This window comes from Vibrio anguillarum, from assembly GCF_003390515.1.
In the GTDB taxonomy this organism is placed as follows: Bacteria; Pseudomonadota; Gammaproteobacteria; order Enterobacterales; family Vibrionaceae; genus Vibrio; species Vibrio anguillarum.
In genome coordinates, this window is record NZ_CP031478.1 from 424,169 (window position 1) to 437,978 (window position 13,810).

Genomic DNA, 13,810 nt, shown 5'->3' on the forward strand with positions numbered 1-13,810 from the left:
CCTTATAATAAATCAACAATTACACGTAAAAATGAGTACTGTCCTAATCATATTTCACGCTTTCACAAGATTTATCAACAACCTATTGATAAGTCGTTACTAGGCTATTTTCCTCGCCAAAACCATTGGCAATGTACTGGTCAGCGCTAGGATCGTTAACCCATTGTTGGTCATCCAACAAGTAACGAAATTGAAATTCAGCATCTTTAGGCAAACGGGTTTTAAATTTAAAACTATTACTTTTCGCCACCTTTTTCATCGGTTCTGGTTGCCAGTCAAGAAAGTCCGCTACTATCGCAACATTGCCAGCCGTATCTGGGGCGTCCACTTCAAAGGTCACTTCGACTTCTTCTTTTGTTTTAAAAAAACGTTTATTGATCATCACAAACTCCATCTCTGTATAAAAAACATCCTACCTAGTGAATCATAAGAAAATAGACTCACATCCACAACTCTAAATAGTAAAAATTCCGCCGCCGAACCACTATATTTATAACCTCCGTTGAATATTCACCCCTCTTTACAGCATTTTAAATGAGCGTAGAATCCACCGCGCTTTCTATTTTCCCCTATTTTCAATAAGGTTATCAATTATGTTTGCCGTATATGAATCCTATAAAGCCGGTCTGCTACGACCAAAACAGTGGCTAAATAATATCAGTGCAGGTTTGATTGTAGGGGTTGTCGCTCTGCCACTGGCGATGGCATTCGCTATTGCTTCTGGCGTGAAACCGGAGCAAGGGATATACACCGCCATTATTGCAGGCGTTATCGTTTCACTGTTTGGCGGCTCGCGAGTGCAGATAGCCGGCCCAACGGGCGCTTTCATCGTGATACTCGCTGGAATTGTTAGCCAGTATGGGGTCAGTGGGCTGCAGATAGCCACTATGATGGCCGGTGTGATTCTATTGGTTCTGGGGGCCGCAAAACTCGGTAGCATCATCCGCTATATTCCTGACCCCGTAATCGTCGGCTTCACCAGCGGTATCGGTGTCATCATCTGGGTTGGGCAATGGCAAGAATTCTTCGGCCTCCCCAAGATCGAAGGTGAGCATTTTCATCAAAAATTAGTGTCTATTTTCCATGCCTTTCCGCAGATGGATTGGGCCACAACAGGCCTTGCGTTATTTTCACTCGCGCTGGTTATCTTCGGTCCTAAGATCCCGAAGCTCTCGAAAGTGCCAGGGCCACTGCTTGCTCTCGTCACCGTTACCGTGTTGCAATATTTTGTTGGCTTTGAAGGGATCCGCACGATTGGATCGGCTTTTGGAGGCATACCTCAAGGACTGCCAGAGTTTTCGCTTCCAGAAGTTAGCTTCTCTCAAATTATTCTATTGATTGGCCCTGCTTTTGCGATTGCCATGCTAGGTGCGATTGAATCATTGCTTTCGGCGGTGGTTGCCGATGGTATGGCGGGTACCAAACACAACTCAAACCAAGAGTTAGTCGGCCAAGGTATCGCTAATATCGTGGCTCCGCTCTTCGGTGGTATTGCAGCAACAGGCGCCATTGCACGTACTGCAACCAATATACGCAACGGGGGGACAAGCCCACTTTCGGGCGTGGTGCACTCGCTCACTCTGGTCATTATCCTTATTGCACTTGCACCATTAGCCGTCAATATTCCACTGGCAGTACTCAGTGCGATTTTGTTCGTTGTAGCATGGAACATGAGTGAAGTTCCCCACTTTATTAAATTGGTTAAACGTGCACCCAAAGCCGATGTGGTTATTTTGTTGCTAACCTTTGGATTAACCGTGTTTGCTGACTTAGTTGTCGCCGTCAACATCGGGGTGATCATCGCTACCCTTCACTTTGTAAAACGTATGGCATCTAGTGTTGAGGTAAAAGCCAGTACACACCATGAGCTCAGTGCTGAGCTGCTTCGTCATGGGCAAACTCAGTTACCAAGAGAGCTCGCCGTTTACGCCTTAGAAGGCCCATTTTTCTTTGCTGCGGCTGAAACCTTTGAGCGTGTGATGAGCAGCATTCAAGAGCAGCCAGAAATTTTAATTATTCGCCTTAAATGGGTTCCATTTATGGACATTACTGGCCTGCAATCCATTGAGGAAATGATCGAAAACTTCCATAAAAAGAATGTGCAAGTGTTGATCTCTGGTGCAAATACTCGTGTTGCAATGAAACTGAAAAAAGCGGGGATTGTTGATTTGGTCGGTGAAGATAATTTCTTTAGTCAATTCGATGATGCGCTTAGCGTTAGCCTACAACGTTTGAATATCAGTACGGCTCAATAAACCTCATTGGACCTATACATTTTTGGCCTTTAGCCTCCGGTTAAAGGCCTTTGACTGACCCGTCCCTCTTACCTTAATCACCCAATTTTCCGCAGCCCTCCTTAACTCTTTTTAAAACGCACACCTCAACCACCAACAGATTATTAACCAATGCAACAATAACAAAACAAATGACCATGTTATCTGAGAATAACAGCGCTTTTGTTTGAATACTTAACCTTGATTAATGAATAGTATTGCAAGCCATCTTAAAAATAGATATTCTTGTCTGCAATGACTAAATAGAGCTATTTAGTGCATTTTTATGCCACCAGTTGGTGACTATTGACCCGCAGTAATACGAGACACGACATGCAAGATAACGCTCAAACTATTGAAGCTCCTGTAGCACCAACACAAAGTAGCTTTTGGATGTTTTTCATCCCTTCGTTAATTGGTCTATTTTTGTTTATGGCGCCAATTAGCTACCAAGGTGACTTAACCATTCCAGTTGCCGTCCTTGCTAAATCTATCCAAGCTATTTTGGGCGATTACCTTGTTGCAATAGTGACAGTGATCATCGCCTTTATGTCTGCAGCTTCCATTTTATGTAAAATTTTTCAACCTGCATTCATTACAAAGAGTCCTTTCTTAAATGGGCTTTTTAATCCATCTGCTCTTTGGTTAGCCGTCCGTGTATTTGGTGGTATCGCCGTCATCATGACGTTTTTCCAAATCGGCCCTAAGGCTATCTGGGAAGAAAACACTGGCGGTATGGTTCTTGAGGGTTTATTACCCACTTTATTTTCTGTATTTATTTTTGCAGGGCTTTTGCTGCCTTTACTACTTAACTTCGGGCTACTGGAGCTATTTGGTAGTTTATTAAGCAGAATCATGCGTCCAGTTTTCAACCTTCCAGGCCGTAGCGCAATCGACTGCATGGCTTCTTGGTTGGGCGACGGTAGTGTCGGTATTTTGCTGACCAGCAAACAGTACGAAAGCAAATTCTACACACAGCGTGAAGCCGCTATTGTTGGTACAACGTTTTCTGCCGTTTCAATTACCTTCAGCTTAGTCGTTATTGCGCAAGTTAAGCTAGAGCATCTGTTCCTACCTTTTTATGGCACCATTTGCCTTGCAGGCTTTGTTGCAGCGATCATCATTCCTCGCCTGCCACCATTAAGTTTCAAAAAGAACACTTATATTGATGGTACCTCTCCAGCTAAAGATGCCGATGCAGTTCCAAGCGGACATACCTCGTTCTCATGGGGGATGGAATTAGCACTGGCGAAAGCAAGCCAAGTTAAATCTGCGAAATCGATCTTCGCTGAAGGCATGCGTAACGCTGTTGATATGGTGTTTGGTGTGCTACCTGTCGTGATGGGCTTGGGTACTCTGGCTCTGATTGTTGCAGAATACACCTCTGTATTTTCTGTATTGGGCCAACCGTTTATTCCTTTTCTAGAATTACTTGGTGTACCTGAGGCTGTTCAAGCATCTCAAACCATTGTGGTCGGTTTTGCGGATATGTTTATTCCCGCGATTCTTGCAGCTTCCATTGATAATGAAATGACACGTTTCGTGATTGCGGCCATGTCAGTGACTCAGTTGATCTATATGTCTGAAGTGGGTGCATTAATGTTAGGCAGCAAAATTCCTGTCAACATACTTGAGCTGTTTGTCATATTTATTCTGCGTACGCTCATTACACTGCCAGTGATAGCTGGTGTAGCACATCTCATATTTTAGTAAACAATGCAGCAGTAACGGCACTAATAACATTTCAATATGCAAGTCCCCACTTATGTGGGGATTTTTTTGTTCTAAACTAAAGATTGATTCGACCAAATTAACAGAAATATAAATAGAAAATAATTTCATTGATTAAATTATCACCTTATACTTTTAGCCTATGCTCTAAGAAAAAAGCAGAAGTAAATAAGGTAGTTTATGATGAGATGGATAACCGCTTTACCACTTATTTTTTTCAGCTTATTTGTTCATGCTGCAAGCTTAACTATTACCCTCCCAAACCAAGATCGGGTTACTTATTCTCTTGCACAATTGGCAGAGATACTGCCTCGTGAAACCTTCACGACTCAGCTTCCTTGGTTACCAAAAGAAAATACTTTCACTGGTTTTAAAGTTATTGATTTAATTAATCATTTGCAAGTTGGACAGGTTTCTTCTGTATCATTTTTGGCCATTAATGATTACGCCGCTAATATTGCAATTGAAAACTTAACTCGCTATGAACCCATTATTGCTTATCACATGAATGGCGATGAAATGAAAATAAGAAACAAGGGGCCGTTTTGGCTGATCTACAATCTAGATAAATATCCACAAATAGACAATGGCATTTATTACACCCAAATGGTGTGGCAGTTAGAAAAACTATTGATTCACGGTAAATAATGAATTTTACAAAACACAGCACTTTACACCCCTTGCTATACCGGGCAAAAACACTGTTGATTGTCCTGTCAGCCACCTTGATCGTCGCTAATTTGTATATACTTTCGACCACACGCTCTTTAGCCAACTCCTATACCGACCAACGTAACTATGCAACTTGGTATTTATTCCAGCTCACCAAAGAGTATTCTGAGCTGGTTGCTTCGATTCCTTATTACTTAGATTCACAGGAGAAGAGATCGCACACTTGGCTGCAGTATGAGCTGATTTGGAGCCGTTTTGACTTGATTCTAACGAGTAAGGAATCGGATAATTTTATGGGCAGAACGGATTCCCAGCATTTCTTTAAGAACAACTTTGATGATTTCAAAATATTAGAAAGCTTATTGCTGGCCGTTAAAGATCAAAAGTCATTGGCTGTATTTGAAAAACATACCCACTTGATTTACGACCAGATTATCGGCTATGTAAACCAAAACTTTCAACTGCAAAGCCCTATCTATCTAGAGCAAAAAGAAAAAGCAAATAGGCTAACACAGGTACAATTTCTGCTGATGTTCTTGATGCTGGGTTGCATTGGCTTAGTTAGCTATATTTTTCATAAAGAAGCGGTTGCTCAGCGTACCTTAGCATTAACTGACCCTCTAACTGGGCTTGCTAACCGCCTTGCTATGTTTGAAGAGCTGAATCAAATTTCTACCAACAACCCCTTCTCTCTCTTTCTTCTCGACTTAAATGGCTTTAAGCCCATTAACGACCAAAATGGTCATAAAGCAGGGGACAGTGTGTTGCAGCAAGTAGCGTTTCGCTTAACACATTCGATTCCAACCTTTGATTATTCGGTATTTCGTATGGGGGGTGATGAGTTTGCCCTGATCATCCATAGCGTAGATGCGATGGAACTGAGCATTATGCAACGCCACATTAAAGCGTGTTTTAAAGAGAATTTCTTCGTGGATAATGGAGTGGGAGCAAAGCTTTCAACCAGTATCGGTATTGCCTCTTTTCCTAAAGATTCAGCCAATATTAATCAATTAATACATATTGCGGATAAGAATATGTATGCCATGAAGTTTCTACAAAAAAGCCCCTCTGTATGAGGGGCAAAGTTACCATCGCTTTATAGTTATAATGAGTCCGCTATTATTTCAGGTTAGTCGCTGCAATAAGTGATTAGCCGAAATCGCCATTGACATATCCCATGGTTCTATCATCTTTAGGATTGTTGAAAATCACTTGTGTATCATTGTGTTCAACCAATTCCCCCATTAAGAAAAACGCCGTGCGATCAGAAATACGACGCGCTTGCTGCATTGAGTGCGTGACAATAACGATGGTGTAATTCTTTTTCAGCTCTTCCATCAATTCTTCAATTTTGTGTGTTGCAATCGGGTCAAGTGCGGACGTTGGTTCATCCATCAAAATCACATCCGGCTCCATCGCTATCGTACGTGCGATGCACAAACGCTGTTGTTGACCACCAGAGAGACCAAACGCATGTGACTTCAAACGATCTTTTACTTCATTCCACAACGCCGCGCCGCGCAATGAGCGCTCAACCACTTCATCGATGTGCTTTTTATCTTTAATCCCTTGTGCGCGTAACCCATACGCCACGTTTTCATAAATACTCATTGGGAACGGATTTGGCTTTTGGAACACCATTCCCACTTTGATACGCAGATCTGCAACATCAATATTGCCGTAAATATCTTGCCCATCCATCGCCAGTTTACCGGTGATAGTCACGCCTTCAATGAGGTCATTCATTCGGTTCAAACAGCGTAATAAAGTCGATTTTCCGCAGCCAGAAGGGCCAATCAGCGCTGTCACTTGACGAGTTGGAATAGGTAGGTTGATTGATTTTAGCGCTTGGTTATCGCCATAAAAAAGGTCTAGGTTTTCAATATTAAATTTGTTCATTCTTGTTATCTCTCAAAATTCTGTAAATCGCGCCCAACGCTCTGCTTAATAAGAAGCGGTATTAAATCGTCTTGCGATTAGCTTCGTCACCATGTTGATCAGTAGCACAACCACAATCAGCACGGTTGCTGTGCCGTAGGCTTGATTCCACTCTTCAACCGTGAACAGCTCTGTTGTGAGCTTGTAAAGGTGAACGGTTAGGGTGCGGCCTGAATCGAGCAATGAATCAGGAATACGTGCCACCATTCCTGCGGTTAAAAACACAGGGGCCGACTCGCCAATAACACGACCAATACTCAAAATAATTGACGTGAGGATGCCGGGCATTGCACTTGGCAAAATCAGACGCCAAATGGTGTATATTTTTGAGGCTCCAAGACCATAAGAACCTTCGCGATAAGTTTGAGGAACGGCCATCAACGCTTCTTCTGTGGTCCGAATGATCACAGGCAAAATCAAAATGCTGAGCGTTAGCGCACCCGACAAAATAGAGAAGCCTAAGCCTAGAATCACCACAAAGAAGGTCATGCCAAATAGACCAAAGATAATGGAGGGGATCCCCGCCAAAGATTCAGTACAAAAGCGGATCACTTTCACCAAGCGGCTACCGATTTTGGCGTATTCGGTAAGATAAATCGCCGTCATAATACCCAACGGGGCGGCCACCGAAATAGAAGCGATCACCATATAAATCGTCGATATGATCATCGGGAAGATCCCGTGTTCATTGCCAGTACGGGTGTAATCGTCAGTAACGAAATTCCAATCTACGTGTTGTAGCCCGTTAGAAAGGATGTACCAGATAATCCAAAATAGGAAGCCGACTGTTACAGCGGCCGCAATCCAAATAGATATTTTCAATACGTTATCTTTTAGCTGGCGGGCACGTTTTAGTTTTACTGTATCCATCACTATTATCTCGCTCTCTCACGGTTTAAATAGAGCAATGTGGCATTCAAGATCATGATGAATGCCAATAGCACAACGCCTGTTGCGTAAAGCGCACTGGCATGAACACCACTTGCGTAAGACATTTCAATCGCAATATTGGCTGTCAGCGTGCGTGCTGAGTCTAAAATACCTTCAGGCATCGCTGGCGCGTTGCCCATCACCATAATAATGGCCATGGTTTCACCGAGCGCACGCCCAATTCCTAAGATGACGCCAGTCATAATTCCGGAGCGAGCTGCTGGTACCAGCAGTTTGAAGATAGTAAAAATACTGGATGCACCTAATGCCAAAGAACCTTCTTTGTACGCATGAGGGACTGCGCGAATAGAAGTCTCAGACACGGTAATCACCGTCGGTAAGATCATGACACCAAGCACAATAATGCCCGCGAGAATGGTATTGCCCGCAGGAACTTGGAAAATGTCCTGAATCAAAGGAACAATAATCACAAGACCAAAGAAACCATAGACCACGGAAGGAATACCAGCGAGCAATTCAACGGCTGGGCGAATGATATTCGCGACACGTTTTGGTGCGACTTCGGCAATAAAGATAGCGGTGAGTACGCCCACAGGCACACCAACGATAACCGCACCAAACGTTGAAACCACAGAAGCGACAATCATAGTTGCCACACCATACAGAGCTGGCGGCAACCAATCTTGTCCAAGGACGATACCCGAGATACCCACTTCTTGAAATGCGGGAATACTTTCGCGGAAAATGAAGTAGGCAATGATGGCAAGAGACACAATGCCAATAATGGCACTGGTAAGAAACAACCCGTGGAAAATGCGCTCTTTCCAGTCCACACGCTTTTTAGCACGAAGTGCACGTTTGGAAGCTTGCGTAGAAACGTTGTTCATAAGCTTTTCACTATTTGTTGCGATGGTCATAGTATCAATCTCACTATTCGATGGAATCGACGTGGATAGAAAAGGCTCAGCCCCAACGATGGGCCAAGCAAACTTTTAAAGTTATTTCCCCAAACAACTTGAAGTGGCGGCTAAACAGCAGGTCAGTGAATTCCCATCCACATGGATAAAGCATGTGATTGGGCTGAACGAAACAACGCCGCTGCAACTTCAAGTCGAATGGGAGAGTCAATTAGTTCACTGCGATATAGTGATGTTCTGCAACGAGTTTTTGAGCTTCAGGCGTTAGCATCCAATCAAGGAACTGTTGCGTTTGAGCGGATGGTTGGCCTTTTTTGTACAGTACAAGGAAAGGACGAGCCACTTTGTATGAACCATTTTTCACGTTATCTACCGATGCATCAGTACCGTCTACCGCTAAGGCATGAACCGTGTTATCAACGGTGCCAAGAGAGATGTAACCGATGGAATAAGGGTTAGACGCAACCATAGTTTTCAAACTGCCGTTACCGTTAGCTACTTGAGCTCGTTGAGAGATAGCAGATACCGTCTTGTCTGAGATTTTTTTTGTCAGTTTCATAATCTCTTCGAATGCACCACGAGTCCCTGATGCGGTATCGCGAGTAATTGCAACGATAGGTTTGTCTTCACCACCGACATCTTTCCAATTCGTGATCTCGCCTCGGTAAACGGCAGAGACTTGTTCAGCACTCAACCCTTTTACTTTATTGCTTGGATGCACAACCACCGCTATACCATCAAGCGCAATCTTTTCTTCAACTAATGATGCTTCTTTTTCTGAGCTTTTTAGGCCACGTGAAGACATACCAATATCCGCACTGCCGTTCTTAGCGGCTTTAATACCCGCAGAAGAACCTGGGCCTTGAACCTCAATAAACACGTCCGCGTTTTTCTTCATATATGTTTCAGAGAAAACTTCCATCAATGGCGTTACGCTGCTAGAGCCAACAGCAGAAATGGTTTCTTTTGCAAAAACTGGGTTAACTGCCAATGCACCTAAAAGAGCGATTGCACCGATTACTGTCTTTTTCATCACAAATATCCTTAAGAGGCTTTATTGCCGTTGTGTATTGAACGAAACTCACTTTAGGACGCAAATATGACAGTTGTGTTTCACTTAGTTTAAAACTAGATGACACAGTAAAATATTTTAGGAAAACAGAGGAAGGGCAGCGCATTTTTGAGTGCATCACTTAAGATCAATCTGAAAAAATTGGCAAAGTCATTAGGTGCCGCCGCGAGTCAGAAATTATCCATTAATTACCCAACCACCAGCAGAGCACCCCATTCTAAGTTCGGTTTATAGGGGTGAATTTTATGAACGCTCAAATACCGGTTTCGCCAATTTTCTCAGCAGATTCGGCTTTTTCACCACCAGATAAACAGCCGTAACGGCAAGGCAGAAGCCCGCAACACCAAACCCATCCAATGATTCATCAAAAGCAAGCCATGCTTGAATGGCGGTGGTTGGTGGTACAAGATAAAACACGGAAGCCACACTTGAGGCCGCACCGTGTTCAACCATATACAACAGCAATAAAATAGAGACACATGACAGCACCAAAACCAGCCATAGCAGTGTCATGATAAAGGTCGGTGTCCATTGCACTTGCATGGTTTCAAAGCTCCAAGCCCAAGGTAAAAATAGGCATAACGCAGCCACATATTGCACGGTAGCGCTGCCAATCATATCCACACCTTGGCAAAATTTTTTCTGATATAAGGTGCCGAGCGTGATGCCGAGCAGAGATAACAAACACAAACTAATGGCAGGCCATTTGTGTACTTCCGATTGCCACTCAATGTTACCCATCAAAACGAGACTTATCCCAGAAAACCCAAGAGCTAACCCTAACCACTGCGCCAGATTAAAGCGCTCTGTACTCATAAAAACCAGCAGCAGCGCAGTCAAAATGGGTTGTGTCCCCACCAGCAGAGCACTTAAACCTGCTGGCATTCCCCAAGAAATCGCTTGGTATGTTCCGCCCAAATAGCAACCATGAATCAACACACCCGTTATACAGGAATGCCACAAATGGCGACCACGCGGAATGCGCCTTTTGAGCAATAACAATAAACCAATAAAAAGCACCACGTTCGCCACCATGCGCAGCGTGAGCAGCGTGGCAGGTTCCGCATACATTAAGCCAAACCTTGCGCCAACGAAACCAGATGCCCATAGCACGACAAACAAGAACGGGATCATTCTTACAAACATCACAAAATTCCTAGCCACAATCGATTCTATGCTGCTACTTTATTTGGGTACAGTTATGCGCAAAAGGCACAGATTTGAATAATTTAGTGGGTACAGAATGAAAAGTAAGCTTAAAAACACGGATCCTAAATATACTGAACCTAAATATACTGAGGTAAAACGTCATCTTAAGCAGACCATCGACGATGGTTTATTCAACGCACACGATAAAATGCCTTCCATTCGCCAGCTATGCGAACAACTGTCTGTCAGCAAAAATACCGTTATTCGTGCTTATCAAGAGTTAGAAGCAATGAATATCGTCTACTCTCAGCCTCGTTCAGGCTATCGAGTCCAAGGTGCTGTAACCCCTTTGGAGATTCCGCTGCCACAACCCAATAGCATTGACCTGCTCTCTTTATCTAAATCAATTTTGGTTCAACCCACAGTGAAACATCACATGCCCGCAGGTTCAGCGCATCCTAATACGCAAAGCGCCGCGATTCGTAGTTTGTATGCAGAAATTGGCCGCCACAGCCGCCAGCAAACGCACATTCCTAGCCACTATCAGCTACCGCCAGGTAATAGCCATTTAGTCAAACAACTGCTAAAAATATCGCAAGATTTGGGCCTACAAATCAAAGCACAAGAAATCGCCATTACGCATGGCGGTCAGCAGGCCATCAGCCTCGCATTTCGTGCATTAACCAAGCGCGAAGACATTGTGGCCGTTGAGTCACCTTGTTATTTTGGCACGCTGCTGTTGCTTGAATCATTAGGCTTAAAAGTGGTGGAGATCCCCAGCCATAGTGTCGAAGGCATCGACATCAGCGCCCTCGAACAAGCGCTATCTCAATGGCCGATTAAGGCGATTCTCGTCACGCCTAATTTTAACAACCCAACCGGTTCACAAATGCCTCTGGAAAAACGTAAACAGCTTTTGGCTGTAAGTGGTGATACACCAATTATTGAAGATGATGTGTTTGGTGGCCTGTATTTTCAAAAACCGATACCTTGCTTGAAGATGCTGGATGGCAAAGGCCGCGTTATTTACATCAATTCGCTCTCCAAAACCTTGGATTCACGGCTGAGGATCGGTTGGATCATCGCTGGAAAGTATCAAGCGCAAATAGAAAAGATACTGCTCAGCGAGAATATGGGCAGCTTGAATTTAATCCAATCAGCCGTAGCGGAATTTCTCGAAAGTGGTAAGTACCGTCAACATCTAGCCAAAATGCGCCGCACTTACCAACTGAACCAGCAGCGCTTTGCCAAATTGCTCACCACCTCGCTCAATCACTACCCGTCGCTGCAAGGGCAGTTTCAATTAAGTCGACCTGAAGGTTCATTTTTATGCTGGCTGACACTTCCGCCATTCATCGATAGTTTTGAGCTTTATCAACGTGGCCTGCAAAACAAAATCAGCCTCCTGCCGGGGCATCTTTTTGCAACACAGGGGCAATTCCAACACTGTATCCGTTTCAGTGTAGCGAACTTTGAAGACAACATGGCATGGCAGGAAAGCATCAACAAACTGACCAAACTGATTCATCTCGCAGCATCAGATCACAAGACGTAAGCGTACGCATTTTAAAAAATTGCTGACTAACCACTTGTATTGCAACAAAGTCGGCATAAGATGAATGCCTTAGTTCAATGAAGGTTTGCTATGAATAATCAATTATCATTAAGAGCGTTAGAGCGCGGTGACTTACGCTTTATCCATGATCTCAATAACAACCGCAACATTATGTCTTACTGGTTTGAAGAGCCTTATGAATCTTTTGATGAGCTGGAAGAGCTGTACAACAAGCACATTCACGATAACGCCGAGCGTCGGTTTGTGGTTGAGAACCGAGATAAGGAACTGATCGGTCTCGTTGAATTAATTGAAATTGATTACATTCACCGCAGTGGCGAGTTTCAGATCATCATCACGCCAGAGCACCAAGGAAAAGGGTTTGCACAAACCTTGATCAACAAAGCCTTAGACTACTCTTTCACCATTTTGAACCTACACAAAATCTACCTGCATGTGTCGACGGAAAACGAAAAAGCCATCCATTTATACCAAAAAGCCGGCTTTGTTGAGGAAGGGCACTTAGTTGAAGAATTCTTCATTAATGGCCAATATCGTGACGTAAAGCGCATGTACATTTTGCAAAACGCGTATCTTAATAAGCCCGCGTAACGTCATAGGAGTGAATAATGGTCACTTGCAGTCAATATGATTACATTGAGCTCGCGTGTTTGTTTCATTTGCCCGTCAAGCTCACCTTAAAAAATGGTATTACCTATTCAGGCACCGCGATGGACACTCTGAGCAATGAACACCAACAAGAGTGCATTGTGTTGAAAAATGAACAAAGTGAACACTTAATTGAAACCAATGCCTTATTGATGATGGAGGCATTAAGCTCACATCCTCATTTTACCCTGATCAAATTTGACTGATAAAAGAGCGTGGCAGCACAAAAGCCACGCTTACTTATTAGCTTTTTTGCGTTAACTGGCAATATCGAGCTTGTTGCCTGTCACGCCATTAATGCGAAACCACCCAGCGATGCTGAAACGCTCAGCATTGGTAGGTTGTACTTCATGCGGAAAACGTTCGGATAAAAAGACCAGTAAACGCCCCGCTATCGGCGCAACCGTCGCGAGATACTGATCTTGAACATCGTAAATAACCAACTCACCTGCATCAGCACCACACCACCGATCATTCATATAAAATACCGTCGTCAGTTTGCGGCTGGCGTTGCCTGTAAAGGCATCGAGGTGTTTTTGGTAGAATGCCCCTATTTCATATTTGGCAAAATGAGCTTCGTATTCAAATAGCCCAAGAAAAAAGTGGCGGTTAACCTCTTGCCGAATTTGCTCCATACGTTGCAAATAGTCTTGCACAGGCAAGCCCATGCTGTTTTCAATCCATTGGATTTTATCGTTGCGTATTTCAACCTCTAATTGCAAGGCATCGTGCCTGCCAATTCGCGCCACTTGTAACTGCGGTGGCGTACACGCTCGTAGGTTTTTGGTTTGCTCTGGTGTTAAAAAGTCATCCCATATGTACCAACCTTGATCGGCAATTGCGTCCATCAATTTATCTAACGACATTTTCACACTACATATAACAAAAGTGCTGTGGTTATATCGATAGCAAGCCATAACAACAAATCGGTGTTTCGATGCTT

14 protein-coding genes are annotated in these 13,810 nt (G+C 43.7%); 7 read left to right on the forward strand and 7 right to left on the reverse strand.

Going from position 1 to position 13,810, the window contains the following annotated elements; all coding sequences use genetic code 11:
* Nucleotides 1–82 precede the first annotated feature (82 nt).
* Nucleotides 83–382, reverse strand: coding sequence for an isoamylase early set domain-containing protein (locus DD616_RS01810; protein ID WP_026027568.1), 300 nt, complete (start codon nt 380–382; stop codon nt 83–85).
* 211 nt (nt 383–593) lie between these two features.
* Between DD616_RS01810 and DD616_RS01815 the strand changes: the two genes are divergently transcribed.
* From DD616_RS01815 to DD616_RS01830, 4 genes are all read left to right on the forward strand, one after another.
* Nucleotides 594–2,255, forward strand: coding sequence for a SulP family inorganic anion transporter (locus tag DD616_RS01815; RefSeq protein ID WP_208871609.1), 1,662 nt, complete (start codon nt 594–596; stop codon nt 2,253–2,255).
* Between the two features lie 351 nt (nt 2,256–2,606).
* The gene (locus DD616_RS01820; RefSeq protein WP_026027937.1) at nt 2,607–3,983 is read left to right on the forward strand and encodes a YjiH family protein; all 1,377 of its coding nucleotides are present in this window, start codon (nt 2,607–2,609) and stop codon (nt 3,981–3,983) included.
* 201 nt (nt 3,984–4,184) lie between these two features.
* Entirely contained in the window at nt 4,185–4,652 is a 468-nt protein-coding gene (locus DD616_RS01825; protein ID WP_013868110.1) for a putative pterin-binding protein, read from the forward strand.
* Entirely contained in the window at nt 4,652–5,752 is a 1,101-nt protein-coding gene (locus DD616_RS01830; protein WP_081245241.1) for a GGDEF domain-containing protein, read from the forward strand. Before DD616_RS01825 ends, DD616_RS01830 begins: the two co-directional genes overlap by 1 nt.
* 73 nt (nt 5,753–5,825) lie before the next feature.
* Here DD616_RS01830 and pstB read toward each other — a convergent pair whose 3' ends face one another.
* The 5 genes from pstB to DD616_RS01855 form a co-directional block, all read right to left on the reverse strand.
* Nucleotides 5,826–6,575 carry a phosphate ABC transporter ATP-binding protein PstB gene (gene pstB, locus DD616_RS01835; RefSeq protein ID WP_013868112.1) on the reverse strand — a complete coding sequence of 250 codons (750 nt, stop codon included), beginning with the start codon at nt 6,573–6,575 and terminating at the stop codon, nt 5,826–5,828.
* Nucleotides 6,576–6,620: 45 nt separating this feature from the next.
* Nucleotides 6,621–7,484 (reverse strand): phosphate ABC transporter permease PstA, encoded by an 864-nt coding sequence (gene pstA, locus DD616_RS01840; protein WP_026027681.1) that lies wholly within the window; start codon nt 7,482–7,484, stop codon nt 6,621–6,623.
* 5 nt (nt 7,485–7,489) lie between these two features.
* On the reverse strand, nt 7,490–8,422 hold the full coding sequence (gene pstC, locus DD616_RS01845; RefSeq protein ID WP_017045968.1) for a phosphate ABC transporter permease subunit PstC: 933 nt from the start codon (nt 8,420–8,422) through the stop codon (nt 7,490–7,492).
* Nucleotides 8,423–8,633: 211 nt separating this feature from the next.
* Complete coding sequence (locus DD616_RS01850) at nt 8,634–9,455, reverse strand: phosphate ABC transporter substrate-binding protein (protein WP_026027935.1); 822 nt, start codon at nt 9,453–9,455, stop codon at nt 8,634–8,636.
* 282 nt (nt 9,456–9,737) lie between these two features.
* A complete protein-coding gene (locus DD616_RS01855; RefSeq protein ID WP_208871610.1) occupies nt 9,738–10,640 on the reverse strand; it encodes a DMT family transporter in 903 nt (300 codons plus the stop codon).
* A 97-nt stretch (nt 10,641–10,737) separates the two neighbouring features.
* On the opposite strand from DD616_RS01855, the gene DD616_RS01860 reads away from it, so the two are divergent.
* The 3 genes from DD616_RS01860 to DD616_RS01870 all read left to right on the forward strand — a co-directional run bounded on the left by DD616_RS01860 (nt 10,738) and on the right by DD616_RS01870 (nt 13,073).
* A complete protein-coding gene (locus tag DD616_RS01860) occupies nt 10,738–12,198 on the forward strand; it encodes an aminotransferase-like domain-containing protein (RefSeq protein WP_208871611.1) in 1,461 nt (486 codons plus the stop codon).
* Between the two features lie 90 nt (nt 12,199–12,288).
* Entirely contained in the window at nt 12,289–12,810 is a 522-nt protein-coding gene (speG, locus tag DD616_RS01865) for a spermidine N1-acetyltransferase (RefSeq protein ID WP_013868118.1), read from the forward strand.
* A gap of 17 nt (nt 12,811–12,827) precedes the next feature.
* On the forward strand, nt 12,828–13,073 hold the full coding sequence (locus DD616_RS01870) for a Rho-binding antiterminator (RefSeq protein ID WP_208871612.1): 246 nt from the start codon (nt 12,828–12,830) through the stop codon (nt 13,071–13,073).
* A 51-nt stretch (nt 13,074–13,124) separates the two neighbouring features.
* Here DD616_RS01870 and DD616_RS01875 read toward each other — a convergent pair whose 3' ends face one another.
* On the reverse strand, nt 13,125–13,733 hold the full coding sequence (locus DD616_RS01875) for a 2OG-Fe(II) oxygenase (RefSeq protein ID WP_026027933.1): 609 nt from the start codon (nt 13,731–13,733) through the stop codon (nt 13,125–13,127).
* Between the last annotated feature and the right edge of the window lie 77 nt (nt 13,734–13,810).

What these genes read in the sequence shown, in the direction of transcription:
- DD616_RS01855 (WP_208871610.1), bottom strand. Translation starts at nt 10,640, where the DNA reads ATGTTTGTAAGAATGATCCCGTTCTTGTTTGTCGTGCTATGGGCATCT.
- DD616_RS01825 (WP_013868110.1), top strand. Translation starts at nt 4,185, where the DNA reads ATGATGAGATGGATAACCGCTTTACCACTTATTTTTTTCAGCTTATTT.
- DD616_RS01810 (WP_026027568.1), bottom strand. Translation starts at nt 382, where the DNA reads ATGATCAATAAACGTTTTTTTAAAACAAAAGAAGAAGTCGAAGTGACC.
- DD616_RS01860 (WP_208871611.1), top strand. Translation starts at nt 10,738, where the DNA reads ATGAAAAGTAAGCTTAAAAACACGGATCCTAAATATACTGAACCTAAA.
- DD616_RS01830 (WP_081245241.1), top strand. Translation starts at nt 4,652, where the DNA reads ATGAATTTTACAAAACACAGCACTTTACACCCCTTGCTATACCGGGCA.
- DD616_RS01850 (WP_026027935.1), bottom strand. Translation starts at nt 9,455, where the DNA reads ATGAAAAAGACAGTAATCGGTGCAATCGCTCTTTTAGGTGCATTGGCA.
- DD616_RS01815 (WP_208871609.1), top strand. Translation starts at nt 594, where the DNA reads ATGTTTGCCGTATATGAATCCTATAAAGCCGGTCTGCTACGACCAAAA.
- pstA (WP_026027681.1), bottom strand. Translation starts at nt 7,484, where the DNA reads ATGGATACAGTAAAACTAAAACGTGCCCGCCAGCTAAAAGATAACGTA.
- DD616_RS01875 (WP_026027933.1), bottom strand. Translation starts at nt 13,733, where the DNA reads ATGTCGTTAGATAAATTGATGGACGCAATTGCCGATCAAGGTTGGTAC.
- pstB (WP_013868112.1), bottom strand. Translation starts at nt 6,575, where the DNA reads ATGAACAAATTTAATATTGAAAACCTAGACCTTTTTTATGGCGATAAC.
- DD616_RS01820 (WP_026027937.1), top strand. Translation starts at nt 2,607, where the DNA reads ATGCAAGATAACGCTCAAACTATTGAAGCTCCTGTAGCACCAACACAA.
- pstC (WP_017045968.1), bottom strand. Translation starts at nt 8,422, where the DNA reads ATGACCATCGCAACAAATAGTGAAAAGCTTATGAACAACGTTTCTACG.
- DD616_RS01870 (WP_208871612.1), top strand. Translation starts at nt 12,828, where the DNA reads ATGGTCACTTGCAGTCAATATGATTACATTGAGCTCGCGTGTTTGTTT.
- speG (WP_013868118.1), top strand. Translation starts at nt 12,289, where the DNA reads ATGAATAATCAATTATCATTAAGAGCGTTAGAGCGCGGTGACTTACGC.